General features: G+C 65.6%; 27 protein-coding genes, 1 tRNA gene and 1 pseudogene. 19 read left to right on the forward strand and 10 right to left on the reverse strand.

All coding sequences use genetic code 11. The features are described from left to right. The 11 genes and pseudogenes from FPZ54_RS03895 (at position 1) to FPZ54_RS03945 (ending at position 9770) form a co-directional block, all read left to right on the forward strand. Positions 1 to 336 carry a TrbC/VirB2 family type IV secretion system protein gene (locus FPZ54_RS03895; protein ID WP_145845158.1) on the forward strand — a complete coding sequence of 112 codons (336 nt, stop codon included), beginning with the start codon at positions 1 to 3 and terminating at the stop codon, positions 334 to 336. Then, entirely contained in the window at positions 333 to 605 is a 273-nt protein-coding gene (locus FPZ54_RS03900) for a VirB3 family type IV secretion system protein (RefSeq protein WP_145845160.1), read from the forward strand. The genes FPZ54_RS03895 and FPZ54_RS03900 overlap by 4 nt, the downstream gene beginning before the upstream one ends. Continuing rightward, a complete protein-coding gene (trbE, locus tag FPZ54_RS03905) occupies positions 599 to 3046 on the forward strand; it encodes a conjugal transfer protein TrbE (RefSeq protein WP_145845161.1) in 2448 nt (815 codons plus the stop codon). Before FPZ54_RS03900 ends, trbE begins: the two co-directional genes overlap by 7 nt. Then, entirely contained in the window at positions 3043 to 3795 is a 753-nt protein-coding gene (gene trbJ, locus FPZ54_RS03910; RefSeq protein ID WP_145845163.1) for a P-type conjugative transfer protein TrbJ, read from the forward strand. Before trbE ends, trbJ begins: the two co-directional genes overlap by 4 nt. A gap of 114 nt (positions 3796 to 3909) precedes the next feature. Then, entirely contained in the window at positions 3910 to 5214 is a 1305-nt protein-coding gene (gene trbL, locus FPZ54_RS03915; RefSeq protein ID WP_145845165.1) for a P-type conjugative transfer protein TrbL, read from the forward strand. Further along, positions 5214 to 6032, forward strand: a complete 819-nt coding sequence (gene trbF / locus FPZ54_RS03920; RefSeq protein WP_145845166.1) for a conjugal transfer protein TrbF — start codon at positions 5214 to 5216, stop codon at positions 6030 to 6032. Before trbL ends, trbF begins: the two co-directional genes overlap by 1 nt. After that, a complete protein-coding gene (gene trbG / locus FPZ54_RS03925; RefSeq protein ID WP_145845167.1) occupies positions 6029 to 6991 on the forward strand; it encodes a P-type conjugative transfer protein TrbG in 963 nt (320 codons plus the stop codon). The genes trbF and trbG overlap by 4 nt, the downstream gene beginning before the upstream one ends. Then, complete coding sequence (locus tag FPZ54_RS03930) at positions 6988 to 8223, forward strand: TraB/TrbI/VirB10 family type IV secretion system protein (protein ID WP_145845168.1); 1236 nt, start codon at positions 6988 to 6990, stop codon at positions 8221 to 8223. Before trbG ends, FPZ54_RS03930 begins: the two co-directional genes overlap by 4 nt. Beyond that, positions 8220 to 8456, forward strand: a complete 237-nt coding sequence (locus FPZ54_RS03935) for a DUF2274 domain-containing protein (protein WP_145845170.1) — start codon at positions 8220 to 8222, stop codon at positions 8454 to 8456. Before FPZ54_RS03930 ends, FPZ54_RS03935 begins: the two co-directional genes overlap by 4 nt. 7 nt (positions 8457 to 8463) lie before the next feature. After that, a pseudogene (locus FPZ54_RS20445) lies at positions 8464 to 8604 on the forward strand (helix-turn-helix domain-containing protein); the annotation flags it as partial. A 68-nt stretch (positions 8605 to 8672) separates the two neighbouring features. After that, positions 8673 to 9770: a tyrosine-type recombinase/integrase gene (locus tag FPZ54_RS03945; RefSeq protein ID WP_145845172.1), complete on the forward strand. Its 1098-nt coding sequence runs from the start codon at positions 8673 to 8675 to the stop codon at positions 9768 to 9770. 11 nt (positions 9771 to 9781) lie between these two features. Here the strand turns inward: FPZ54_RS03945 and FPZ54_RS03950 are convergent. The 6 genes from FPZ54_RS03950 to FPZ54_RS03975 form a co-directional block, all read right to left on the reverse strand. After that, positions 9782 to 9857: transfer RNA gene (locus FPZ54_RS03950), tRNA-Lys, on the reverse strand. A 104-nt stretch (positions 9858 to 9961) separates the two neighbouring features. Beyond that, on the reverse strand, positions 9962 to 11089 hold the full coding sequence (gene rodA / locus FPZ54_RS03955; protein WP_145845173.1) for a rod shape-determining protein RodA: 1128 nt from the start codon (positions 11087 to 11089) through the stop codon (positions 9962 to 9964). Then, positions 11086 to 13047 carry a penicillin-binding protein 2 gene (gene mrdA / locus FPZ54_RS03960; RefSeq protein ID WP_422396557.1) on the reverse strand — a complete coding sequence of 654 codons (1962 nt, stop codon included), beginning with the start codon at positions 13045 to 13047 and terminating at the stop codon, positions 11086 to 11088. Before mrdA ends, rodA begins: the two co-directional genes overlap by 4 nt. Further along, the gene (gene mreD, locus FPZ54_RS03965) at positions 13044 to 13556 is read right to left on the reverse strand and encodes a rod shape-determining protein MreD (RefSeq protein WP_239019704.1); all 513 of its coding nucleotides are present in this window, start codon (positions 13554 to 13556) and stop codon (positions 13044 to 13046) included. The genes mrdA and mreD overlap by 4 nt, the downstream gene beginning before the upstream one ends. After that, the gene (locus tag FPZ54_RS03970; RefSeq protein ID WP_145845176.1) at positions 13553 to 14434 is read right to left on the reverse strand and encodes a rod shape-determining protein MreC; all 882 of its coding nucleotides are present in this window, start codon (positions 14432 to 14434) and stop codon (positions 13553 to 13555) included. Before FPZ54_RS03970 ends, mreD begins: the two co-directional genes overlap by 4 nt. A gap of 15 nt (positions 14435 to 14449) precedes the next feature. Then, the gene (locus tag FPZ54_RS03975) at positions 14450 to 15493 is read right to left on the reverse strand and encodes a rod shape-determining protein (protein WP_145845177.1); all 1044 of its coding nucleotides are present in this window, start codon (positions 15491 to 15493) and stop codon (positions 14450 to 14452) included. 147 nt (positions 15494 to 15640) lie between these two features. Between FPZ54_RS03975 and mutL the strand changes: the two genes are divergently transcribed. Then, entirely contained in the window at positions 15641 to 17461 is a 1821-nt protein-coding gene (gene mutL / locus FPZ54_RS03980) for a DNA mismatch repair endonuclease MutL (protein ID WP_145845179.1), read from the forward strand. A 254-nt stretch (positions 17462 to 17715) separates the two neighbouring features. Here the strand turns inward: mutL and rplI are convergent, their stop codons facing one another. From rplI to FPZ54_RS04000, 4 genes are all read right to left on the reverse strand, one after another. After that, on the reverse strand, positions 17716 to 18306 hold the full coding sequence (rplI, locus tag FPZ54_RS03985) for a 50S ribosomal protein L9 (RefSeq protein WP_145845181.1): 591 nt from the start codon (positions 18304 to 18306) through the stop codon (positions 17716 to 17718). A gap of 12 nt (positions 18307 to 18318) precedes the next feature. Next, positions 18319 to 18543 (reverse strand): 30S ribosomal protein S18, encoded by a 225-nt coding sequence (gene rpsR / locus FPZ54_RS03990; RefSeq protein ID WP_066575653.1) that lies wholly within the window; start codon positions 18541 to 18543, stop codon positions 18319 to 18321. Between the two features lie 3 nt (positions 18544 to 18546). After that, on the reverse strand, positions 18547 to 18924 hold the full coding sequence (gene rpsF / locus FPZ54_RS03995; RefSeq protein ID WP_145849560.1) for a 30S ribosomal protein S6: 378 nt from the start codon (positions 18922 to 18924) through the stop codon (positions 18547 to 18549). A 179-nt stretch (positions 18925 to 19103) separates the two neighbouring features. Next, positions 19104 to 19475 (reverse strand): RcnB family protein, encoded by a 372-nt coding sequence (locus FPZ54_RS04000; protein ID WP_145845183.1) that lies wholly within the window; start codon positions 19473 to 19475, stop codon positions 19104 to 19106. 149 nt (positions 19476 to 19624) lie between these two features. On the opposite strand from FPZ54_RS04000, the gene FPZ54_RS04005 reads away from it, so the two are divergent. From FPZ54_RS04005 to mltG, 7 genes are all read left to right on the forward strand, one after another. Next, positions 19625 to 20575: a prolyl hydroxylase family protein gene (locus FPZ54_RS04005; protein WP_186456910.1), complete on the forward strand. Its 951-nt coding sequence runs from the start codon at positions 19625 to 19627 to the stop codon at positions 20573 to 20575. A gap of 56 nt (positions 20576 to 20631) precedes the next feature. Continuing rightward, positions 20632 to 21567 carry an ACP S-malonyltransferase gene (gene fabD / locus FPZ54_RS04010; protein ID WP_145845186.1) on the forward strand — a complete coding sequence of 312 codons (936 nt, stop codon included), beginning with the start codon at positions 20632 to 20634 and terminating at the stop codon, positions 21565 to 21567. 128 nt (positions 21568 to 21695) lie between these two features. Continuing rightward, positions 21696 to 22433 (forward strand): 3-oxoacyl-[acyl-carrier-protein] reductase, encoded by a 738-nt coding sequence (gene fabG / locus FPZ54_RS04015; RefSeq protein WP_145845187.1) that lies wholly within the window; start codon positions 21696 to 21698, stop codon positions 22431 to 22433. Between the two features lie 45 nt (positions 22434 to 22478). Further along, on the forward strand, positions 22479 to 23054 hold the full coding sequence (locus tag FPZ54_RS04020; protein WP_145845189.1) for a hypothetical protein: 576 nt from the start codon (positions 22479 to 22481) through the stop codon (positions 23052 to 23054). A gap of 102 nt (positions 23055 to 23156) precedes the next feature. Further along, positions 23157 to 23393, forward strand: coding sequence for an acyl carrier protein (locus FPZ54_RS04025; protein WP_145845190.1), 237 nt, complete (start codon positions 23157 to 23159; stop codon positions 23391 to 23393). A 169-nt stretch (positions 23394 to 23562) separates the two neighbouring features. Further along, complete coding sequence (gene fabF, locus FPZ54_RS04030; protein ID WP_145845192.1) at positions 23563 to 24822, forward strand: beta-ketoacyl-ACP synthase II; 1260 nt, start codon at positions 23563 to 23565, stop codon at positions 24820 to 24822. Positions 24823 to 24844: 22 nt separating this feature from the next. Further along, on the forward strand, positions 24845 to 25813 hold the full coding sequence (gene mltG, locus FPZ54_RS04035) for an endolytic transglycosylase MltG (RefSeq protein ID WP_145845193.1): 969 nt from the start codon (positions 24845 to 24847) through the stop codon (positions 25811 to 25813). The last annotated feature ends 1 nt before the right edge of the window (position 25814 follow it).

The following is a 25814-nucleotide window of genomic DNA, read 5'->3' on the forward strand; positions in this document are numbered from 1 at the left end:
ATGACTGTCGTTCGTCCTAACTCCGCCGGATCGCGCCTGCTCCTCGGTGCCGCTGCCGGTCTCGCGATATGCGCGGCGAGCCGGGTGCTCGCCGCCGGCTCGGGCATGCCGTGGGAGGAGCCGCTCCAGCAGGTGCTGGAGTCGGTCCAGGGACCGGTCGCCAAGATCGTCGCGGTGATCATCATCATCGTGACCGGCCTGACGCTCGCGTTCGGCGAGACGGCGGGCGGCTTTCGCCGCCTGATCCAGATCGTGTTCGGCCTCTCGATCGCCTTTGCCGCCTCGAGCTTCTTCCTCTCCTTCTTCTCGTTCGGCGGCGGGGCGCTGATCGCATGACCGGGGCAGGTGAAGCCATCGAAGGGTTCGAGGCGCCGCTCCATCGAGCGCTTGCCGAACCGATTCTGCTCGGCGGCGCGCCGCGGACGATCGCGATCGTCAACGGCACCCTCGCCGCCGCCATGGGGCTGGGGCTTCAGCAATGGATCGCGGGCCTCGCGATCTGGGCGCTGGGTCATACGGTCGCGGTGTTCGCGGCACGCCGCGATCCGGACTTCGCTCCCGTGCTCGCGCGGCATCTGCGTCAGCGGGGGTATCTCGCATGCTAGACCTGCGCGAATATCGCAGCCGGGCCGACCGGCTCGCCGATCACCTGCCCTGGGCGGCGTTGGTCGCACCCGGCGTGGTCCTCAACAAGGACGGGAGTTTTCAGCGTACGCTGCGTTTTCGCGGCCCCGATCTTGAATCGGCAACCCAGGCCGAACTCGTCTCGACCTGCGCGCGCGCGAACAACGTGCTTAAACGGTTCGGATCGGGCTGGGCGCTCCATATCGAAGCCGAGCGGCGCGAGGCGCTCGCCTATCCCGCCAGCGAATTTCCCGATGCTGCGTCCTGGCTCGTCGACGAGGAGCGCCGCGCCGACTTCGAGGCGGCGGGTCAGCATTTCGAGAGCCGCTATTATCTCACGCTCACCTATTTTCCGCCGCCCGATCAGAGCGACGCGGCAAGCCGCGCGCTGGTCGAACGGCAAAGCTCTGAAAAGGGACGCGACTGGCACCAGGCGCTTGCCGCCTTCATTGCCGAGACCGCCCGAGCGCTCGACCTCTTCGCGGGCTTCATGCCGGAGATTGCCGGGCTCGACGATGGCGAGACGCTGACCTTCCTCCATGGGCGCATTTCGACCCGCGAGCACCGGGTCGCGGTGCCAGCAACGCCGATGTATCTCGACGGGCTGCTGGTCGATACCGAGCTGACCGGCGGGCTCGAGCCCATGCTCGGGCAGATGCATCTGCGCACGCTCTCGATCCTCGGCTTTCCGGGGTTGAGCCGGCCCGGCATCCTCGACGCGCTCAACCATCTCGACTTCGGCTATCGCTGGGTCACGCGGTTCATCGCGCTTGACAAGACCGATGCGACCCGGGCGCTCACCAGATTGCGCCGCCAGTGGTTCAACAAGCGCAAATCGGTGACCGCGCTGCTGCGCGAGGTCCTCTACAATCAGCCGGTCCAGCTGCTCGACAGCGACGCCGACAACAAGATGGTCGATGCCGATGTCGCGCTTCAGGCGCTGGGCGGCGACCATGTCGCCTTTGGCCATCTGACGACGACGATCACGGTCCAGGACTGCGATCGTGCGCGCGTCGAGGACAAGGTCCGCCAGGTCGAGCGGGTCGTCAATGGTCTCGGCTTTACCTGTATCCGCGAGGAGCTGAACGCCGTGGAGGCGTGGCTCTCGAGCCTGCCGGGGCATGTCTATGCAAATGTTCGGCAACCCCTCGTCCACACGCTCAACCTCGCGCATCTGATGCCGCTCTCGAGCGTGTGGGCGGGTCCGGCGCGCAACACCCATCTCGACGGACCGCCGCTTCTCTACGCTCAAACCAGCGGCTCGACACCATTCCGGCTCTCGACCCATGTCGGCGATGTCGGGCATATGATGATCATCGGGCCGACGGGCGCAGGCAAATCGGTGCTGCTCGCACTGCTCGCGCTCCAGTTCCGTCGCTATGCCGGGAGCCGGGTCTATATCTTCGATATGGGCCGGTCGGCCCGCGTCGCCACCCTCGCAATGGGCGGGGCGCATCATGCACTGGGCCTTGGCGGGGACGCGGGCGAAACCATCGCGTTCCAGCCGCTTGCCGCCATCGACCGTGAAGCCGAGCGCGCCTGGGCTGCCGAATGGATTGCCGCGATCCTGACGCATGAGAAGGTGACCGTCGATCCGCCGGTCAAGGATGCGATCTGGTCGGCGCTCGGCAGCCTCGCCTCGGCCCCGGTCGAGGAGCGCACGCTGACGGGCCTTGCTCTGCTGTTGCAATCGACCGCGCTGCGTGCGGCACTGGCACCCTATACGATCGAGGGCCCGTTCGGGCGCCTGCTCGATGCCGCCGAAGACGATCTGCGTATGGCGCAGGTCCAGTGCTTCGAGACCGAGGCGCTGATGGGGACGGGGAGCGCGGTGGCGCCCGTGCTCACCTATCTGTTCCACCGGCTAGAGGAGCGGTTCACCGGTGCTCCGTCGCTGCTGATTCTCGACGAGGCCTGGAAGTTTCTCGACCACCCGCTGTTCGCCGCGCGGATCCGCGAGTGGCTCAAGACGCTGCGCAAGAAGAATGTGGCGGTGATCTTCGCGAGCCAGAGTCTCGCCGACATCGCCGAGAGCGGGATCGCGCCAGCCATCATCGAAAGCTGCCCGCAGCGCATCCTGCTCCCCAATGCGGCGGCGATCGAGCCGCAGGGGCGCGCCTCCTATGAGCGCTTCGGGCTGAATGCCGCGCAGATCGAGCTTATCGCCCGCGCCAGTCCCAAGCGCCATTATTACCTCCAGTCTGCCTGCGGCAACCGGCTGTTCGAGTTGGGCCTTGGTCCGGTTGCGTTGGCGCTGTGCGGCGCCTCCGATCCTGCAACCCAGGCGCGTGTCGACGCTCTGCTCGCCGAGCATGGCAACGCCGACTTCGTGATTCGCTTCCTCGCTGAGGCCGGCCTCGACTGGGCGGCCGAGCTGGTGCGCCAATTTCCCGCCCCCCCAAGCAAAGGAGTAGTTCCATGACGCGTGTCCCCGCCCGCGAGACTCTGATCGCCAGCCTGCTCGGCGCGGGGGCGATCGCTTCCCTCGCGCTCAGCCTGTCGCTTCCCGCGCCGTCCGCCCACGCGCAGATCACGGTGTTCGATCCCAACAACTACAGCCAGAATCTGCTGACCGCCGCACGAACGCTCCAGCAGATCAACAACCAAATCCATTCGCTTCAGAACCAGGCGGCGATGATCCTCAATCAGGCGAAGAATCTCGCGCGGGTCGATTTCCCCGAGCTCGATGCCTTGCGCCAGACCATTGCGCAGATCGACGTGCTGATGGGGCAGGCGCAGGGTGTGAACTTCCGCGTCGATGGTCTCGACCAGCAATTCCGTCAGCTCTTCCCCAACGATCTCGCCAGCGCGCTCGCCACCGACAAACAGGTTATCGCGGCGCGCGACCGGCTCGACAATGCCATGGCATCCTTCCGGCACACGATGGGCGTGCAAGCCAAGGTCGTCGAGAATGTAGCCGCCGATGCGCGGTCGCTCGAGGCGCTCGCGTCGCGCAGCCAGAGCGCGCAAGGCGCGCTCGCCGCGCAGCAGACGACCAACCAGCTGCTCGCGCTCACCGCCAAGCAGCAGTTCCAGATCCAGAGCCTGATGGCCGCGCAGTACCGCGCGGAGACGATGGAGGCGGCGCGGCGCGCGCAGGCCGAAGCTGACGCGCGCGCCGCCACGCGCAAGTTCCTGGGCACCGGCAAAGCCTACACCCCCGAGCGCTGACGAGACCGCCTGTAGCGGCGGCGCCCCCTCGCCGCTGCAGGCGCAGTCCGTTGGGTCCCGGTTTCCTCCCAGCCGGCCGGGGCCCCGCGGCATCCGCATCACAGGAGCGTCCCAATGAACGACCTCAACGTCATCGACCGCTTCATGGCCGAGTTCATCCGCTACATCGACAGCGGCTTCGGACTGCTGGGGCCGGATGTGGGCTTCCTGACCAGCGTGCTGATCGGGATCGACATCACGCTCGCCGGGCTGTTCTGGGCGATGGGCGGCGAGAACGACGTCATTGCCCGCTTCCTCAGGAAGATCCTCTATGTCGGGGTCTTCGCGCTGATCCTGAACAGTTTCTCGGCGCTCGCGGACATCATTTTCCGCTCATTCGCGCAAGCGGGCCTTACCGCCGGGGGCGGAACCCTGACGGCGGACGACCTGCTTCGCCCCGGCCGCCTCGCCGGGACCGGTTTCAGCGCTGCCTGGCCATTGCTCGATCAGGCCTCGCAGATGCTCGGCTTCACCAGCTTCTTCGACAATTTCGTGGTGATCGCGGTGCTCGTGCTCGCCTGGGCGGTCGTGATCATCGCGTTCTTCATCCTCGCGGTGCAGATGTTCGTCTGCGTCATCGAGTTCAAACTGACGAGCCTCGCCGGCTTCATCCTGGTCCCGTTCGCGCTGTGGGGGCGGACGAGCTTCCTCGCCGAGCGGGTCCTCGGCAATGTGATCTCGTCGGGCACCAAGGTCATGGTGCTGGCGGTCATCGTCGGTATCGGCTCCAATTTCTTTGCCGAGTTCACGACCGCGCTCGACGGGCAGGAGCCCGATATCGGCCAGGCGATGAGCCTGGTGCTCGCAAGCCTGACCCTGCTCGGTCTTGGCATCTTCGGCCCCGGGATCGCCTCGGGCCTTGTATCGGGGGCGCCTCAGCTGGGCGCCGGGGCAGCGGTTGCCACCTCGGCGCTCGCCGCTGGCGGCGTAGCCGTTGCCGGCGGTGTCGGCGTAGCGGCCGCCAGCGGCCTTGCCGGGGCCGGGCTCGGCGCGATCCGCGCCGGCACATCGATGGGGTCGGCGGCCTCGAGCGCCTACAAGCTCGGTCAGGAAACCTCCGGCTCGTCGTCACCCGCTGCGGGCCTGCGTGGTGTCGCGTCAGCCGCGCGCGGCGCCGCCGCGCAGCGCCTCGGCAATGCGTTCGGCTTGCGCGACGCAGCCACGCGTGGCGAGCGCGCGGCCTGGCAGGCGGGGACCTCTACTTCGTCGCCCGCTGCGCCCCCGGCGGGCGCCAACACACCGGACGCGATGCCCGGATGGGCGCGCGACCTCCAGACCAAGCAATCCCGCCGCCATCACCGCCAGATGGCGATCCACACACTCCAAGGCGGCGACCGCGGCGGTCAGGGTGCCAGCCCCGACATCAAGGAGAAGGACTGATGCGCTTCAAACGAAGTCTGCAACGCTACGGGCGGACGCCCGAACCCGAGACCCCTTATCAGCGCGCAGGGCAGCGCTGGGACGAGCGGATCGGCTCGGCGCGCGTCCAGGCGCGCAACTGGCGACTGATGGCATTTGGTGGCCTGTTTCTGACCACAGGGCTTTCGGCGGCGCTTGTCTGGCAGTCGCTCCAGAGCCGGGTCGTCCCCTATGTCGTCGAGGTCGACAAGCTCGGCGAAGGGCGCGCGCTTGCTCCTGCAGCGAGCGACTTTCGTCCGACCGACCCGCAGATCGCGTGGTTTCTCGGTCGGTTCATCACCAACATCCGTTCGCGTCCGCTCGACGCGGTGCTGATGCGCGAGAACTGGCTTCAGGCCTATGATTTCGCCACTAAGCGCGGCGCGATAGCGCTTGGGGAATATGCGCGTGCCGCGGACCCGTTTGCCGCAATCGGCGAGAAGACCGTCTCGGTCCAGGTGACGAGTGTTGTGCGCGCTTCGCCGACCTCCTTCCAGATCAAGTGGTCCGAGCGCGCCTATGAGCGCGGCAGCCTCGCGAGCACGTCACGCTGGACCGCGATCGTGACGGTGAAGCTGCAGCCGCCGCGCGCGGTCGAAGCGCTGCGCAAGAACCCGCTCGGCCTCTATGTCGATGCGATCGACTGGAGCCGCGAGCTCGAGGCGCCTGCCGAGGCGCAGCCGACCCGCGCATCACCGTCGAGCGCGGTTCGGACGCCGCCGGCGAACCTTCCGCTTGGATCGCCCCTCGATCCAGGTCTCGGCCAGCAATCCCAGCCCCAACCGGAGATCCGGCCATGAAGCACGTTCTTGTCGCGGCAGGCATCCTTGCCGCCATGCCATCACTCGCCCAATCGGGGACGCCGCTCGCCGGGCAGCTGGCGCCCACAACTGCGAAGCCTGTCGATGGGCCAGCCGTCAAGGTCTCGCCGACACCCGGCGCGGCGCGCCGTGCGGTTAGCCGGAAGAAGCCCGCGCCACCTTCGCGCGCCGAATTGCGCGTGCGCGCCGCGAACCGCGAGGCGACACGCGAGCCCGCCGCGCACGGCTTTGTTCATGCGGTTCAGGTCTACCCGTTCAGCGAGGGTGTTCTCTACCGCCTGTTTGCAGCGCCCGAGCGGGTCACCGACATCACGCTTCAACCGGGCGAGGCGGTCGTTTCGGTCGCCGCGGGCGACACGGCGCGCTGGACGGTCGGCGACACGACGAGCGGCAGCGGTGAGGCCAAGCGTGTCCACATCCTGGTCAAGCCCTTCGCCGCGGGCCTGTCGACCAACCTCGTCATCACCACCGACCGCCGCGCCTACCGTCTCCAGCTCGAAAGCACAGCGTCGACCGCGATGGCCGCGCTGTCCTGGACCTATCCCCAGGACGAGTTGATCGCGCTCCGCCGTCAGCAGGCGGCGGCCGAGGCGGCGCGACCGGTGGCGTCCGCGCTCGCCGTCGAGCAGCTCGATTTCAACTACGCGATCACCGGCGATCGACCGCGATGGCGTCCGCTTCGCGCATTCGATGACGGTCGACAGACATTCATCGAGTTTCCCGCCGGCATCATGGTCGGGGAGGCACCACCTCTGTTTGTGCTCGGGGAGCGGGGCGACATCGAGCTCGTCAACTACCGGATGGCGGGCCGCTTCTACATCGTCGATCGCCTGTTCAGCGCGGCTGAATTGCGCCTTGGCACGAAGAAGCAGGCGATCGTGCGGATCAGCCGAACGGGTGAGGATCGCTCGCGCCGTCGGCGGGAGAAGGCATCATGAGCGAAGCTTCGCCCAAACCCGAGCTCCCGTCCAAACCCGAGCTCCCGCCCAAGGCCGATCCGGAATCGCTGGTCCTGCGTGGACGACCGCGACGGATCGTGCGCTTCCGGCGCGGCGCGATCATCGCGATAGCGGCCATGAGCAGCAGTGCAGTCGCTGGGATCGCATGGGTCGCGCTCCAGCCAGGATCGTTCCGCGCCTCGCTTGGTGACGAGGATGGCAAGGATGTCGCCAGTCGCATGCCCGACGACGCGCTTGCCGGGGCTCCCACCAGCTACGGCGATGTCCCCAAACTTGGTCCGCCTTTGCCGGGCGACCTTGGACGGCCGATTTTGCGACGCCAGGAGCAGCTTGGTGCCGTCCCGGCGCCCGATGATGCGCAGGCAGTGTTGGCGGCTGCCGAGGCAGAGCGCCAGCGGCTTGCAGCCGAGCGCAAGGCAGCGCGTGAGTCCGGCGTGATGCTGCAGCTTGCCGGTTCGCGGACGCATGCCGGGCCGGGCGGTGCCCAGGACCTGTCGGGCGCGACAAGCCCGGCAGGGCCGAATGCGCCTGAGCCCACTGGTCTTGCACGTGACCCGAACGGGCAGCAGCGAAAGAATGCGCTGGTCGGCCGTGCCAGCGGTGAGGACGACATCAACCCGCACGCCCTCGCGGCTCCGGTGTCACCATGGACCCTGCACGCGGGCAGCATCATCGCCGCGAGCCTGATCACCGGCCTCGATTCCGATCTGCCGGGTCTCGTGACCGCGCAGGTGACGCAGAATGTTCATGACAGCGTCACCGGGCAGACTGTTCTGATCCCGCAAGGGTCGCGCCTGGTCGGGCGCTATGACAGCGTCGTGGCGTTCGGACAGAGCCGTGCGCTTGTGGTCTGGCAGCGCATCCTGCTGCCCGATGGCTTCTCGGTGCGGATCGACAATGTACCGGCGACCGACACCCAGGGCTATGCAGGTCTTGCGGACCGCGTCGATCGCCATAGCTGGCAGCTTCTCAAGGGGGTTGCGCTGTCGACCCTCCTGGGCCTCGGGAGCGAGTTGAGCTTTGCCGGCGAGAGCGACCTCGTCGAAGCGCTCCGTGAGTCCGCGCAGCAAAGCGGGGCGCGGGCAGGGGATCAGCTCGTCGGGCGCAATCTCGACATCCAGCCGACGATCCGCGTGCGACCGGGCTGGCCGCTTCGCGTGGTTGTGCACAAGGACATCGTGCTGCGGCCCTGGCGGGTGGTCGAGCGATGAGCACGGATCTCAAGCTCGCGAGGCTCCCCGAGCGCACCCCCGTCAAGATCATCATCAGCGTGTCTCCCGATCTCGCCGCGGCGCTGGGCGACTATGCCGTGATCTACGAAAAGACCTATGGTCATAGCGAGCCGGTCGCCGAACTCGTCCCGGCAATGCTGGCCACGTTCCTCGATGGCGATCGTGCATTCGCAAAGGCGAGGAAGGGGTTGGACCCGGACAAGGCGGGATGAGCGGCGCATGCAGCTGCTCACGCTCAAGGAGGCAGCGGCCTTTCTCAGGGTGCATCCCAATACGATGCGCAGCTACGCGGTTCGTGGCGTCGTGCCCGCCTCCAAATTCCGTCGGGAATGGCGTTTTCTCGACGATGACCTTGTTGCCGCGATTCGAGCCGGATATCCTGGCAGTGCACGGATGCAGCTGAGTGCCGACGATAAGGAGGCAGAGCCATGGCACTCTGGAAACGTGCAGGCATTTACTACGTCAAGCTCACAGCACCTGACGGAACGCGCATTAGACGATCTACTGGCACGTCCGACAGGCAGAAGGCCGAGGAATATCACGACAAGCTAAAGGCCGAGCTGTGGGATCTTGCCCGCTTGAAGCGAAAGCCCCGGCGCAGCTGGGACGAAGCGGCGCTTCGATGGCTGAAGGAAATGGTACACAAGAAGTCCTATCGGGACGATGTGAGCCGGATCCGTTGGTTCACGAAGCATTTGCGCGGCAAGATGCTGGACCAGGTGAGCCGGGACATGATCGACGGGATCATCTCGCGCCATCTCGCCCGCCGAAAGGATCGCACGAAGGATCTCTATGTGGCGCTGATCCGCGCCATTTTCCGGAAGGCGATGCGCGAGTGGGAGTGGCTCGAGCATATTCCAGCGTTCAGGACCTATGGGAAGAACGAGCGGCCGCGCGTGCGTTGGTTGACCCACGCACAGGTCGAACGTCTCCTGGAGGAACTACCGCCTCACCAGCAGGACCTGATGCTGTTCGCGCTCGCAACTGGATTGCGGCAGGGGAATATCAAGAGGCTGACCTGGGAGCAGGTCGATCTCACCCGCCGCATTGTCACGATCGGGCACGGCGAGACCAAGAATGGCGAGGCGATGGGCGTTCCGCTCAACGATCTGGCGATCTCGGTACTCGAGCGGCGGATGGGAGAGCAAAGTCCACACGTGTTCACCTACAAGGGCAAGCCCCTGGGTCAGGTGAACACCAGGACGTGGCGCGGGGCGCTCAAGCGTGCCGGGATCAGCGACTTTCGTTGGCATGATCTGCGGCACACATGGGCGAGCTGGCTCCGGCAGAATGACGTACCCACCTGGGTGCTTCAGGAGCTCGGAGGCTGGAAGTCAGAGTCGATGGTGCGACGTTACGCGCACATGTCGGTCAAGCATCTGGCGCCCTATGCCGACCAGCTGATTTTTGAGGCCAGATCGGGACACAACGGTCCCCTCGGAAATCGGACGGCGGCAGGTCACAAAAATGGTCACAGTGGAGGCCGAAATAGCTTCCATCTGGTGGCAAACAACCGAACTAAGTGACTGAAAGGAAATGGTGGACGCACTTGGGCTCGAACCAAGGACCCGCTGATTAAGAGTCAGCTGCTCTACCAACTGAGCTATGCGTCCGTTCCGGAGCGGGGAGCGTCTTTACGGGCGCTCGCCGCGTTCGGGAGTGGCGCCGATAGCGGGCGTGAAACGGGATTGCAACACTCTTTGTTGGAAAATTGTCGCTACCAGCGCGCGGTTCTGGCGCTGTGGCGGTTCTGGCGGTCGATCGCGAAGAGGATGCCGATCGCGAACATCACTGTCATCATAGACGATCCGCCATGGCTGACGAGGGGGAGGGGGATGCCCGTCACCGGCGCGAGACCCATCACCATGAGCAGATTGATCGCGACATAGAAGAAGATCGTCGCGGAAATGCCGGCGGCGGTAAGGCGCTCGAACTTGCTGTTGGCGCGCGTTGCGACGCCGATCGCCCACAGGCACAGCGCGATGAATGCGGCGATCAGCGCGACGCCCCCGACCAGCCCGAATTCCTCCGCGACCAGCGCGAAGACGAAGTCGGTATGACCTTCGGGAAGATAGTTGAGATGCACCTGGGTACCGTTGCCGAACCCCTTGCCGAACAGCCCGCCCGATCCGATCGCAATCTTCGACTGGGTGATGTGATAGCCCGCGCCGAGCGGATCCTGTTCCGGGTTGAGGAAAATCAGCACGCGCTTTTGCTGATATTCCTGCATTCCGTAGTTGATCATCAGCGGGATCGCGACCGCAGCGGCGAGGCCCCCGGCAATGAACAGCCGCACCGGAACCCCTGCGAGAAACATCATCGTCGCGCCCCCCGCAATGATCATCATCGCCGTCCCCAGATCGGGCTGGATCAGCACGAGTGCGGCGGGCAGCAGAATGATGATCGCGGCGGGCCAGATCGCACCGAACTTGCGCGTCTCCCCCACCGGAAGCATTTCGTAGAAGCGGGCGAGCGCGAGGACGATGTTGAGCTTCATCAACTCCGATGGCTGAAGCCGCATGAAACCGAGGTCGAGCCAGCTTTGCGCGCCGCCAGCGACATGGCCGATCAACTCGGTCAGCATGATCAGCACGAGGCAGATGCCATAGGCCGGTAGTGCAAGCTGGCGGTACCAGTCGACCGGCACGCGCGACATGGCGAGCGCGATCGCAAGAAAGATCGAGAAGCGCGCGCCATGGCTGAGCGCCCAGGGGCCGAGGCTGCCGCCTGCCGCCGAGTAGAGCATCGCCGTGCCGAATCCCCCGATCGCCACGACAAGCAGCAGCGCCCCCCAGGGGAGGCGCATGACGGGGGCGGGGACGAAACCGGGGCCGATATTGCTCATCGCGCAGGCTCCGCTGCGGGCGTCGCCGACGGGGCGGGTTCGGGTGTGGGGGCTGCGGAAGGAGCCAGCGGGGGAAGGCCGTTGGCGGCGCGATAAGCGGCCTCCTTTGCGGCCATGCGGGTACGGATATCGCCGCCCCATTCGGCTTCGAACCGGGCGAGCGAATCCAGCGCTTTCTGCCGGTCGAACAACCAGGTCAGCACGTCCTTTGCCACCGGGGCTGCGGCGCGCGAGCCGCCCATGCCGTGTTCGATCACCACCGACGCGGCGTAGCGCGGATTATCGACCGGGGCGAAGCAGATGAACAGGCCGTGGTCGCGATACTTCCATTCGCCGCCCTGGCCGCGATTGCTGTCCATGATCCGGCGTACCTGCGCGGTGCCGGTCTTGCCCGCCATGCGGATGTTGTCCAGCGGCAGGCGTGACGCGCCAGCGGTCCCACGGCCGTTCACCACTTCGTCCATTCCCGCGCGGACGATGGCGAGATGCTCCTCGGGGAAGTCGAGGCGCAGCGGCGGCCTGGGATCGCCGATGACGAGCGAGGGGAGCAGGGCGCGGCTCGACGCAATGCGGGCGGCGGCAAGCGCGAGCTGAAACGGGCTGACCAGGACATAGCCCTGACCGATCGAGGCGTTGAGCGTGTCAGCCTGGGTCCAGTCCTGCTTGTAACGCCGCCGTTTCCACGCGGTGTCGGGGACGGTGCCATAGCGCTGGGAGGGGACGGGCAAATCGAACTCTTCGCCGAAGCCAAGCTTGCGCGCAGCCGCCGCGATCGGATCGATCCCGATCTCACGACCGATGGTGTAGAAATAGGTGTTGCAACTGCGCGCGATCGCGGTGTGCATCGTCATCGGGCCGTGACGGCCGAGACAGCCGAAACGACGATTGCCGAGCTGATAGCCGCCATTGCAGTAAACGACCCGCTCCGGGTCCACGCCCGCGCCCAGAATGGCGAGCGCGGTCGCCGGCTTGAACGTCGACCCGGGTGGGTAGAGACCCTGGAAGGTCTTGTTCATCAGCGGGAGATGATCGTCCTCCGACAGCATCTTCCATTCGGTGGTGCTGATCCCGTCGGAAAAGGCATTGGGATCGTAGGAGGGCATCGACACCAGCGCGAGAATGTCTCCATTGGTGACGTCGAACACGGTCACCGATCCCGATTCATTGCCGAGGCGGCGAGCGGTAAATTCCTGAAGCCCCGCATCGATGGTGAGGCGCAGCGTCTGGCCCGGCTCATCGGGGCGGGTGGCGAGTTCGCGCACCAGCTTGCCGCGCGCGGTGACCTCGACCCGCTTCGCGCCGGGCTTGCCGCGCAACCGGTCTTCCATCGTCTTTTCGACGCCGTCCTTGCCGAGCTTGAAGCCGGGGGTCAGCAGCAGCGGGTCCTTGCTTTCCTTGAACTGCTCCTGGGTCGCCGTGCCGACATAGCCGATCAGATGGCCGACCGCCGCACCCGCCGGATAGTTGCGCGCAAAGCCGCGGGTGGGGGCGACGCCAGGCAGTTCGGGCAAGCGTACGCTGACCGCCGCATAGCGTTCCCAGTCGAGATTTTCGGCAACCTGAATGGGGCGAAAGCCGGCGGCGCCCTTCAGGTCCTTCGTGATCCGCTCCATGTCTTCCGCCGTGAGCGAAAGCAGGCCGCGTAGCGCCCCCAGCACGCGATCCTTGTCCTCCAGCCGGTCGGGAATGATGTCGACACGGAAATCGGTGCGGTTGTTGGCGATCGGCACGCCATGGCGATCTACGATCCAGCCGCGCCGGGGCGGTATCAGCGTGAGATTGACGCGGTTGCTCTCCGCCATCAGCTTATATTTGTCGTTCTCGTACACGGAGAGCCAGGTCATGCGCGCGGCCAGAATCAGGCCCAGCGCGGCCTGGCCGCCGCCGAGGACCATTGCGCGCCGGGAGAAGCTGTAGTTCTGCTGCGCGTCGGTAATCATCCGCACCGGGCCGTTCACAGCGAGCGCTTTCGGCGATCGAGGCGGGAGGCGAGCCGCGCGGCGAGGGGGAAGAGCGCGATGGAGACGAGGATCTGGATCAGCAGCATCGTATCGACATGCGATCCGAGCGGCGACGCGATCAAACGCCCGCCGATCAGGCAAAAGCCGATCGCTCCTGCAGCCAGAAGCCAGTCCTGAAGGAAATCACGCCACACGATGCGTGTGTCTAGCACATCGATGGCGATGAACGACACCGTCCACAGAAACATGGAATTTCCCAGCGGCTGACCGCTGACCAGATCATCTACAAAGCCCAGCAGCACCGGCGCCCATGGCTTGAGCAGATCGGGCCGGTGGAGCCGCCAGGCAAGCAGCAGCAGCAGGCCGAAGGGCGGCAGGATCGGAAACGACGCCTTGAACGGAATCAGCGTGATCAGCGATCCGATGACGATGGTGAGCGGAGCGAGCCAGTTGGCGCGTCTCGAAGTGTCAGGGCGGCCAAGGCCCAGATAGGGGCTTCCGCTCACTGCGGTGCTGCTTCCCGCGCACGCACGCTGCTCGCCTCAGGGAAGAAGGCCTGCTGGACCAGGGCGTAGTCGAGCGTGTCGGGGCTGACGGTCGCTTTGGCACGGGCGATGTCGCGTGCGCGCTCTGTGACGATCGCGACGGCGATATTGGGGGGAAAGATGCCGCCGGTGCCGGATGTCACGAACCCGTCGCCCGGCTCGAACAGGACCTGCGCCGCGCCCGCCGACCGGATGTCGATCAATCCGTCGCCGCGCCCGGCGGCGATGGCGGGAAGGCCATCCTTGATCCGGCGTACCGGGACGATACTTTCAGGATCGAGAACCAGCAGGACGCGGGCAGTGTTGGGACTGACCTCGACCACACGGCCGATCAGCCCGTCGGGACCGCGTACCGGCTGGCCAACGCGAACCCCCTGCCAGCTGCCTGCATTGAGCGTTGCGAAGCGGCGCGTACTCGATCCCGTCGCATAGACCAGCCGGGCCGCGACGACGGGGTTGGCGACGCGGTCGCGCAGCTTGAGCATCGCGCGCAGGCGGCGATTGTCCTGGCTGACGACGCGCGCGCGTTCGACCAGCGTGCGGTTGGCGTCGAGCTCCGCCTTCAGCCGGGCATTCTCCGACCGCACGCCAAAATAACTCGAAACCCCGCCTGGAACGCCGGAAATACCGCGGCGCGTCCAGTCAAGTCCCGAGGCGATCGGGGTCACCAGTTCGGAAAAGGCGCCACGGACGACGGCATAGGCAGGGGGATTGAGAGTCGACAGCAACAGCAGCGCCACGCCGATCAGCGCGCCGACGACCGCGATGACATAGCCGATGAAGAGCCCATATTGCGCCCGCCGCGAAAACCCGGGGCGCCGGTTCAGTGGCGGCGCCATTCTCCCCCCTCTGGATCAGACCGCGAGCAGAACGCCGCGAAACACCGGATCTTCTAGCGCACGACCGGTGCCGAGCGCCACACAGGTAAGCGGGTCTTCGGCGACGGTGACAGGCAGACCCGTTTCATCGCGGAGCACTTCGTCAATCCCTTCGAGCAGCGCGCCGCCGCCGGTCAGGACGATACCCTGATCGACAATGTCTGCGGCAAGTTCCGGTGCGGTGTTCTCAAGCGCGATGCGGACGCCCTCGACAATCGTGCCGACCGGTTCGCTCAGAGCTTCCGCGATCTGGCCCTGATTGATCTGGATTTCCTTGGGCACGCCATTGACCAGATCGCGACCCTTGATGTGAATCGTCAGGCCGATGCCATCGACCGGGGGCTTGGCGACGCCGACTTCCTGCTTGATCCGCTCCGCCGTCGCTTCGCCGATCAGCAGGTTATGGTTGCGGCGGACATAGGAGACGATTGCTTCGTCCATCTTGTCGCCCCCGACGCGGACGCTGGTCGAATAGGCCAGGCCGCGCAGCGAGAGCACCGCCACTTCGGTGGTGCCGCCGCCGATATCGACGACCATCGATCCGATCGGCTCGGTCACCGGCATGTCGGCACCGATCGCGGCGGCCATCGGTTCCTCGATCAGCCAGACCTGGGACGCGCCCGCATTCTGCGCGGCGTCGCGGATCGCGCGCCGCTCGACGCTGGTCGATCCGCTGGGCACGCAGATGACGATCTGGGGCCAGCGCATGAACTTGCGCTGCCCGGTCACCTTGCGGATGAAGTGCGAAATCATCTGCTCGGCCACATCGATATCGGCGATGACGCCGTCACGCAGCGGGCGAATCGCCTCGATCGAGCCTGGCGTCTTGCCCATCATCAGCTTGGCATCGTCACCAACTGCCTTGACCCGCTTCACGCCGTTGAGAGTCTCGACCGCCACGACCGACGGTTCGTTCAGGACGACGCCGCGTCCGCGCAGGTACACGACCGTATTGGCGGTCCCGAGATCGATCGCGAGATCGTGAGACATGAATTTGAAAAAGCGGGAAAAAAGCGCCATTTATTGTTCCGTCCTTCGCGCTCGACCGAGGCGGCGCGCTCGCACTGTGGTTTAGCCTCGACCTGCCCGGGGGCGGATTGCTCCAACTCTCGGAAATCTGGCGGATACGGGTCGCGGGATGGCGTCGCTTGGGCTACACCAACCTGCATGTCAATACGACGCTTGCCCGAACATCTTGTCAACCGGATTGCAGCGGGCGAAGTGGTGGAACGCCCCGCCAGCGCGCTCAAGGAACTGGTGGAAAACGCGGTCGATTCGGGCGCGACGCGGATCTCGGTCCGGCTGGGCGGCGGCGGGATCGATCTGATCGAGGTCAGCGACGACGGCTGTGGCATGGCGCCCGCCGAAATGGCGTTGGCGCTGGAACGCCACGCGACCTCCAAATTGCCCGACGACGCGATCGATGCCGTCACGACTCTGGGCTTTCGCGGCGAGGCGCTGCCTTCGATCGCAAGCGTATCGCGCTTCACGGTCGAGAGTCGCCCGCGCGGAGCCGATGGCTGGTCGCGGACCGTGGACAATGGCGCGTTGGTGGGGGAGGGGCCGGCGGCGCTGCCCCCGGGCACGCGGGTGCGGGTCGAGGGATTGTTCGAGAAGGTGCCCGCGCGGCGCAAGTTCCTGCGCTCGACCCGGTCGGAATATGCCGCCTGTCTCGATATCGTGAAGCGACTGGCGATGGCGCGACCGGAGATCGGCTTTTCGGTCGAGCATGACGGGCGGCGGGTTCTGGCAGTGCAGGAGGGGATGGACCGAGTCGCTCGCGTTGCGGCGCTGACCGACCGCGACCTTGCCGCCAACAGCGTCGGCATCGATTTCGAGCGTGAGGGGATCGCGCTCGGCGGGGTCGCCGGGCTGCCGACCTTCAACCGCGGCGTTGCGGATCACCAATATCTCTTCGTCAACGGGAGGCCGGTGAAGGACCGGCTGCTGACCGGCGCGGTGCGCGGCGCCTATGCCGAGATGCTGGCGCGCGACCGGCATCCGGTGGTGGCGCTGTTCCTCGACGTGCCGCCGGATCAGGTGGATGTGAACGTCCATCCGGCCAAGACCGAAGTGCGGTTCCGCGATCCGCAGCTGGCGCGTGGGCTAATCGTCAGCGGCCTCAGGCGTGCGCTGGACGGGGCGGGGCATCGCAGCGTGCAGCGGCCCGATGCGGCGGTGATGGGGTTGTGGACGAGTTCTTCTTCAAGCCCCTCCCCTTCAGGGGAGGGGTTGGGGGTGGGGCCTATCCAAACGGGATTCGGTCTCGATGAGACTTATACGCCCCACCCCAACCCCTCCCCTGAAGGGGAGGGGCTAAGATATGTCCGCGATCGCCCGACCTTCTTCTCGCCGCCCCCGCAAGCCCGCGCAGAACCCGCCGCCGAACCGGTGCCCGCATCGATCACCTATCCTCTGGGCGTCGCGCGGGGGCAGGTGGCGAAAACCTATATCGTCGCGGAAGCCGAGGACGGGCTGGTGCTGGTCGATCAACATGCCGCGCACGAACGGCTGGTGCTGGAGCGGATGCGCCGGGCGATGAGCAATGGCGGGGTGACGAGCCAGGCGCTGTTGCTACCCGAAGTCGTCGAGCTCGACGAACCGGCGTGCGACCGGCTGGAGGCGCGGGCGGGCGAGCTGGCGGAGTTCGGGCTGGAGCTGGAACGCTTCGGCCCGCGCGCGATGCTGGTCCGCGCTACCCCGGCGATGCTGGGCAAGGGCGATGTGATCGGACTGGTCACCGATATTGCCGACGAGCTGGCCGCGTTCGAGTCCGCGCTGAGCCTCAAGGAAAAGCTCGACCATGTCGCCGCGACGATGGCGTGCCACGGATCGGTGCGGGCCGGTCGCGTCCTCTCGGTCGCCGAGATGAACGCACTGCTCCGCGAGATGGAGGTCACCCCGCATTCTGGCCAGTGCAACCACGGTCGCCCGACCTGGGTGAAGCTGGCGCATGGCGATATCGAGAAGCTGTTCGGGCGAAAATAAGCGCAGGCGTCAGGCTACGACCGATGCAACCTTCCCCGTCACTACGCATTGTTAACCCTGAACGACGCTTCAGGTGAATGTCATGGGTAAGTTGATGTCGGTGGCGCTGGCTGCCATTCCGCTGGTTGCGGTGCTGGGTGCGATGGTGGTCGCTCCGTAGCCCGGAGAGTTTCGCTCCCAAGCGAAAAAAAGAGGCCGCCCGGTCGTGGTACCGGGCGGCCTTCTCTTTGTCTGAGCCGAAAGCGGCGAGGGGATTAGCCCTCGGCCTGCTCCTCGTTCGCCTCGGCGGCGATTTCGCCGGGTTCGAGGTTCGGATCGCGCTCTTCGGTGAAGCCGGCTTCGTCCTTTTCGAACATTGCCTCCATCACGTTGACGCCCTGTGCCTGCATCTCGGCCTCTTCGGGCGAGCGGGCGACGTTGACCTTGACGGTCACCGCAACCTCGGCGTGCAGCGCGACCTTCACGTCGTACAGGCCGATCGCCTTGATCGGCTTGTCGAGGACCACCTGCGCCTTGGTGACCTTGTGGCCATCGGCGTTGAGCGATTCGATGATGTCGCGCACCGCGACCGAGCCGTACAGCTGGCCGGTGTTCGACGCCTGGCGGATCAGGGTGACCGAAACGCCTTCGAGGCCCTTCGATTCCTTCTCGGCCTCTTCGCGCTTCGCCGCATTTTCGGCGACGATGCGTTCGCGGTTAGCCTCAAAGACCTTGCGGTTGGCGTCGTTGGCGCGCAGCGCCTTCTTGTTCGGGAGAAGGAAGTTGCGGGCGAACCCGTCCTTCACATTCACCACATCGCCGATATGACCGAGCTTTTCGACCCGTTCGAGCAGAATGACTTCCATGGGTTCCGCTCCTTACTTCACGATAAAGGGCAGCAGGCCCAGGTGACGGGCGCGCTTGATGGCAATCGCCAGCTCGCGCTGCTTCTTCGCGCTCACCGAGGTGATGCGCGAGGGGACGATCTTGCCACGCTCGGAGACGAAGCCCTGTAGCAGCCGGACGTCCTTATAGTCGATCCGGGGGGCATCCTTCGCGGAGAAGGGGCAGCTCTTGCGGCGGCGGAAAAAGGGTCGTGCCATGTCTTATTCTCCCCGGCCTTCGTCACCGTCGCGGTCGCGACGGCCGCGGCGTTCGCGGTCACCCTTGCGCATCATCACGGTCGGACCCTGTTCATGCGCGTCGACGCGGACGGTCATGTAGCGGATCACGTCTTCGTTGATCTGCGTCTGGCGCTCGAGCTCGGCGACGACACCCGCAGGGGCGTCGATTTCGAGCATCACGTAGTGCGCCTTGCGGTTCTTCGCGATCTTGTAGGCGAGGCTGCGAAGACCCCAGGTCTCGGTCTTGACGACCTTGCCCTGATTGTCTTCGACGATCTTGGTGGCGGTTTCCGCCAGTGCGTCCACTTGCGCCTGTGCCAGATCCTGGCGCGCAAGGAACACATGCTCGTACAGAGCCATGCGTCTGTTCTCACTGTTGGCCGATCGCTGACGCCGCACCATGCGGACGCCCCTCCGGCTGTCGTCCCAAATACGAAAAGCGGCGAGCCGAGGCTGCCGCTCAACGAGGCGCCCTTACGCCCGCTGCGTGCAAAAGGCAAGCGGCGGAGTGATGGACACCCCGCCGCCCCGAGAGAGCCTTAGCGGATCAGGTTCGCGAGCACCGCAGCGACGATGCCGCTGGTGATGCCGACCATCACCACATCATTGCCCGACTGGACATAGCGGTAGCCGCGCGGCGGCGCCTTCAGACCGCGATAGTGGCGATAGTCGATCTGGCGATAGTTGCGCGCCTGACGATAGTCGAACCGGTCGCCACGCTTCCAGCTGGTGCGATAGCGCTGCGGAGTCGCCTTCTTCACCGTGGTCTTTTTGACGACGACCTTGCCATTCGGCTTCTGCTTCACGACCGTGCGGGTCTGCTTGGCAGGCGCGGCGGCGGCGGGTGCAGCGGCCAGGATCGGGCTGACCGCGACCGATGCGGCGACGGCGGCGAGAACAAACTTCTTCATCTTCAGTCTCCTTCGTTCGAGCCCGTCATCGGGCGACGAGATCAATCTGGGGGCCGCATGTCGCCGAAATTTCGCGGCGGGCGGGCAAAATGGTCGCCATTTGTCGCGACCCGCTTGCCTTTGTTCAGCTTTACGGGCGAAGGGACGCCATGACCTTTGAACAGGAAGTGCAGGCGGTCGCGCGTCAGGGACATGACGCTGCGGTCGCGTTCGTGCACCAGCGTGCCGCCGAGGGCGATGCCGATGCGATGATGATGCTGGCACAATGGCGGTGCTGGGGCCATTTCGGTAGCCAGGATCTGGCGGAAGCCTATCGCCTGACCGAGGCCGCGGCGGCGACCGGACATCTGCCCGCGATGCTGACCCGGGCGTCGATGCTGCTGACCAGGACGGGAACGTCGCGCGATGCCGATGCCGCGCGCGCGATCGTGGAGGCAGCGGCGCCACGCTCGCCACTCGCTGCCCAGCATCTCGCCATCGCCGATTCGATCCCGCGCGAGGCGCCCCAGCCCGAGATATTGAGCGACGATCCCTATATTGCGCGTATCCCGGGGCTGATTTCGCGCGATGCCTGCGCGTTCGTCATGGCGCGGGCGATGCCGATGTTGCAGCCATCCTTCGTCATCGATCCGGCCAACGGGCAGCGGGTCCCGCATCCGATCCGGACGTCGGCCGGCGCGGCATTTCCGCCGACTGACGAGGATCTGGTGCTTCACACGGTGAATTGCCGTGCGGCGACGGCTTCCAATACCGATGTCGGGCGGGGCGAACCCCTGCACGTCCTGCGCTACACGCCGGGGCAGGAATATCGTCCGCATCTGGATGCGCTGCCGGGCGTGGAAAATCAGCGCTCGCACACGGTGCTGATCTATCTCAACGACGGCTATGGCGGGGGTGAGACCGAATTTCCCGAACTCGGGATCACAGTGCGGGCTCAGGCGGGCGACGCGCTCGTCTTCCGCAACACCACCGATGCGGGGCGGGCGGACGCGCGCACCGAACATGCCGGTTTGCCGGTGACGTCGGGCGAGAAATGGCTTGCGACGCGCTGGATCAGGCAAGCGGAATTCCACCCCTGGAAGGCTGAAACCGAGCGTTGAGCTTGCACGCGCTGTCCCCCGGCCATAGGGGCGGCGCCACATTTCGGAGGACGGACATGCGTGCATTCATCTTTCCCGGACAGGGAAGCCAGTCGGTTGGCATGGGGCAAGCGTTGGCGCAGGCGAGCGCGGTGGCGCGTGAGGTGTTTCAGGAGGTCGATGACGCGCTGGGCCAGAAGCTGTTCAAGCTGATGACCGAGGGGCCGGAAAGCGAGTTGACGCTGACCGAGAATGCCCAGCCCGCGATCATGGCCCATGCCATCGCTGTGCTGCGCGTGCTGGAAAAGGAAGGCGGCGTCCGGCTGGCCGACAAAGCCGATTTTGTCGCCGGGCACAGTCTGGGCGAATATACCGCATTGTGCGCGGCGGGGGCGCTGGACCTGCAGACCACTGCCAAGCTGCTCAAGCTGCGCGGGCAGGCGATGCAGGCGGCGGTGCCGGTGGGTGAGGGCGCGATGGCGGCGCTGCTCGGCGCCGATCTGGTCAAGGCGCAGGCGATTGCCGATGCGGCGGCCGAGGGCGAGGTTTGCACGGTCGCGAACGACAATGATCCGTCGCAGGTCGTGATTTCGGGCGCCAAGGGCGCGATCGACCGGGCGGTTGCGATCGCCAAGGATCATGGGGCGAAGCGCGCGGTGCTGTTGCCGGTGTCGGCGCCGTTCCACTGCCCGATGATGCAGCCCGCTGCCGACGCGATGGCCAAGGCGCTGGCCGATGTCGCGATCCGCGCGCCGCTGGTCCCGGTCTACGCCAATGTCACCGCTGCGCCGGTAAGCGATCCCGATACAATCCGGGCGCTGCTGGTGGAGCAGGTGACGGGAATGGTCCGGTGGCGCGAGTCGGTGGCGGCAATTTTCGACGCCGGGGTGCACGATTATGTCGAACTGGGCGGCAAGGTGCTGGGCGCGATGGTCAAGCGGATTGCGCCGGACGCGACCGTGACGAGTGTAGTGACGATGGATGATATCGAGGCCCTGGAGAAGGTGCTTTAAGCAACTCAACTGACCGTCACCCTGAACTTGTTTCAGGGGCCACTCTTCCGCAGGCGGCGAAGCAATTGGTGGCACGGTGGATGCTGAAGCAAGTTCAGCGTGACGGTAAATAGAAAGAAGGACTGAACATGTTCGACCTGACAGGCATGACTGCGCTGGTGACTGGCGCTTCCGGTGGTATCGGGTCCGCGATTGCCAAGGCTCTTGTCGCTCAAGGCGCGCGGTTGGCGGTTTCGGGGTCCAATGTGCAGAAGCTGGAGGCGTTTCGTGCCGAGCTGGGCGGGGATCATGTTGCGCTGGCGTGCAACCTGAGCGACGCAGCCGCAGTCGACGCGCTGGTTCCGTCGGCGGTCGAGGCGCTCGGCAAGCTCGACATCCTCGTCAACAATGCCGGCGTGACGCGCGACAATCTGGCGATGCGGATGAAGGATGAGGAGTGGGACACGGTCATCCGTGTCAATCTGGAGGCCGCGTTCCGGCTGATGCGCGCGGCGGCCAAGCCGATGATGAAGGCGCGGTTTGGGCGGATGATCTCGATCACCTCGGTCGTCGGCGCGACCGGCAATCCGGGGCAGGCCAACTATGCCGCATCAAAGGCGGGGCTGGTCGGCATGTCCAAGGCGATGGCGCAGGAACTGGCGAGCCGGAACATCACGGTGAACTGCGTTGCGCCCGGTTTTATCCGGTCGGCGATGACCGATGTGCTGCCCGAGGCGCAGAAGGCGGCCCTGCTGACGAAAATTCCGGCGGGCGACCTGGGCAGCGGCGAGGATATCGGTGCGGCAGTGGTCTATCTTGCCAGCAAGGAGGCCGGGTACGTCACCGGACAGACGCTGCACGTCAATGGCGGCATGGCGATGCTCTGAAGCCTCCGCTATGGGGCGGCGACTCACTTTATCGGGGTAAGCGCGATGTCGGTATTTCTCGTTTTGGCGGCGATGGCTTCGCCGGTGGCGCAGCAGGGACGGATCGAGGACGTGCGGCTGCGCGACAAGACGCCGATCGGCTGCATCTACCGCACGCTGGGCCGCAGCATCGATCGCGACCAGCTTGCGGATCTGGCGCGGCGCGGGTTCGACGCAAAGACCAACGAAGAAAAAAATGTGATGCGCACCGTCGGGATGCGGATCAGCGCGTGCGAGCGCAGCGAGGGCTGGGGCGAGAAGCGCAAGCAGATCGCCATCCGCTATTTCAGCGGGCGGGTGCTCGAATCGAACGCGCGCTACCGGCTGAAGGACCATGGCGTTGAAACGGCGCATTTCGAAGCGGCGCTGGCCGCTCTTGATGATTCGGCCAAGGCTGCGGTGGCTCAGGGTTCGATCACGGGGGCCGACCTGGGCGTCGCCTGGAACGCAGCCGTGGCGGCGGGCGCGGGGATCGACGCGGTTCCCGAAGCGGATCGCAAGCCGGTCGCGGAGCTTTTGATGCAGGGGCTGGTCGGTGTGTCGAACATGGCGGCGGCCGAGGCGGCCTATAGCGCAAGCTGAACGCTCCGGACCGGGCCTGCCCCCTCTTGCGCGGCGCGGAACGGCGTTCTAGGTGCGTTCAGGATTTGAAGTTTTAACGACCCAATCAAGAAGGAACAGGGCATGAGCGAGACCGCCGATCGCGTGAAGAAGATCGTCGTCGAGCATCTTGGCGTCGAAGCCGAGAAGGTGACGGAAGATGCGAGCTTCATCGACGACCTGGGCGCGGACAGCCTCGACATTGTCGAGCTGGTGATGGCGTTCGAAGAAGAATTCGGTGTCGAGATCCCCGACGACGCGGCCGAGAAGATCGCGACCGTCAAGGATGCGATCACCTATATCGACGAAAATCAGGGCTAAGCGACGCTATCGCATGGCCGCCCGGCTGGGCAGGATTTGACGAACGGCTCCCGGTCCCGGAAAGGGGTGGGGAGCCGTTTCGTTTTTGAAGCATGTTTGTTGTTGCATCGTTGGCAGCTGAAAACCGGTATCCATTGTTCAGCACGATGCTCGATTACGGAGAGAAGATATGCGCCGCGTTGTCGTGACGGGCCTTGGCCTCGTGACCCCGCTGGGTGCGGATGTCGAAACCGCGTGGAAGAATATCCTGGCCGCCAAGTCGGGCGCCGGGACGATCACCCGGTTCGACGCGACCGACTATCACAGCAACTATGCCTGTGAGGTGAAACCCGCAGACCATGAATATGGCTTCGATCCGGGCAAGCGGGTGGATCACAAGATCCAGCGCCAGGTCGATCCGTTCATCGTCTATGGCATCGATGCCGCGGGACAGGCGATGGAAGATGCCGGCCTGCTCGATATGAGCGAAGAGGAGCGGTTCCGCGCGGGGTGTTCGATCGGATCGGGAATCGGTGGCCTGCCGGGCATCGAGAGCGAATCGCTGGTGCTCCACGAAAAGGGTCCGAAGCGCGTTTCGCCCCATTTCGTGCATGGTCGCCTCATCAACCTGATTTCGGGTCAGGTTTCGATCAAATACGGCCTGATGGGACCGAACCATGCGGTCGTCACGGCGTGTTCGACCGGCGCGCATTCGATTGGCGACGCTGCGCGAATGATCGCGATGGACGATGCCGATGTGATGCTGGCGGGCGGCGCGGAGAGCACGATCTGCCCGATCGGCATCGCCGGTTTCGGTCAGGCACGCGCGCTTTCCACCGGCTTCCGCGACGAGCCATGGCGGGCGAGCCGTCCATGGGATCAGGGCCGCGACGGCTTCGTCATGGGCGAGGGCGCGGGCATCGTCGTGCTCGAGGAATATGAGCGGGCACGCGCGAGGGGCGCCAAGATTTACGCCGAGGTGGTGGGCTATGGCCTGTCGGGCGACGCCTATCACGTCACCGCGCCGCATCCCGAAGGATCGGGTGCGTTTCGGTCGATGCAGATGGCAATGAAGAAGTCGGGTCTGTCGCTGGCCGATATCGATTATATCAACGCGCACGGCACCTCGACGCCGCTGGGCGACGAGCTGGAGCTGGGCGCGGTCCGTCGGCTGTTCGGCGATGCGATCGGTGACCTTTCGATGAGCTCGACCAAGTCGGCGATCGGCCACCTGCTGGGCGGCGCGGGCGCGGTGGAGAGCATCTTCTGCATCCTCGCGATGCGCGACCAGATCGTGCCGCCGACGCTGAACCTCGACGATCCCAGCGAGAATTGCGCGGGCGTCGATCTCGTGCCGCACAAGGCCAAGGAGCGCGAGGTGAAGGCGGTGCTGAACAACTCGTTCGGGTTCGGCGGCACCAACGCATCGCTGGTGATGAAGGCGGTCTGATCGACCGCCCGGGGAGACGGTGATGCGCAAGGTCGGTTGTTTCGGCTTTCTGGTCGTCCTTGCGCTCATCGGCGCCGCCTTTTGGGCTGCCAACCTGTGGGGTGGGCCGGGGCCGGGGCAGCGCAACGTCACGCTGATGGTCGCGCAGGGGGCGACCCTGACCACCGCCGCGCGCGAGCTGGAGAAGCAGGGCGCTATCCGCGACGCCGACCTGTTCCTGTGGATGGCGCGCGTGTTCGGCGACGACACACCGATCCAGGCGGGCGAATATCGCGTGCCGGCGAAGATCAGCCAGTCCGACATCCTCAAGATGCTGCAGGGGGGGCGAACGCTCCAGCGCTTCGTGATGATCCCGGAGGGGATGCCCGCGATTCTGGTCCATGAGCGGCTGATGGCGGCCGAGCAGTTGGAAGGCGAAATCGCAATACCGGTCGAGGGCACGGTGCTGCCCGACAGCTACGCCTATCATCGCGGAGATACGCGGCAGGCGGTGCTGGATCGAATGCAGGCGGCGATGGACAAATACCTCGCGGAAGCATGGGAGAAGCGCAAGCCCGACATCGCGGTCAGCACCCCGCAGGAAGCGCTGATCCTCGCCTCGATCGTCGAGAAGGAGACGGGGAAGGCCGAGGAGCGGCGGATGGTCGCCGGGGTCTATTCCAACCGGTTGAAGCGCGGGATGCCGCTGCAGGCGGACCCTACGGTCATCTACCCTGTGACCAAGGGCAAGCCGCTTGGGCGGCGTATCCTGCGCTCCGAGCTGCAGGACAAGAACGGGTATAATACCTATGCCAGCGCCGGACTCCCGGTCGGGCCGATCGCAAATCCGGGTCGCGCCAGCATCGACGCGGTGCTGAACCCGGAGCAGACCAGCGCGCTTTACTTCGTCGCGGACGGCACGGGCGGGCATATCTTCGCCGACACGCTGGAGCAGCACAACGCGAACGTGCAGAAATGGTATGCGCTGCGGCGGGCGCGGGGTGAGATGTGAC

The sequence above is a fragment of the Sphingomonas suaedae genome, assembly GCF_007833215.1.
GTDB lineage: Bacteria > Pseudomonadota > Alphaproteobacteria > Sphingomonadales > Sphingomonadaceae > Sphingomonas > Sphingomonas suaedae.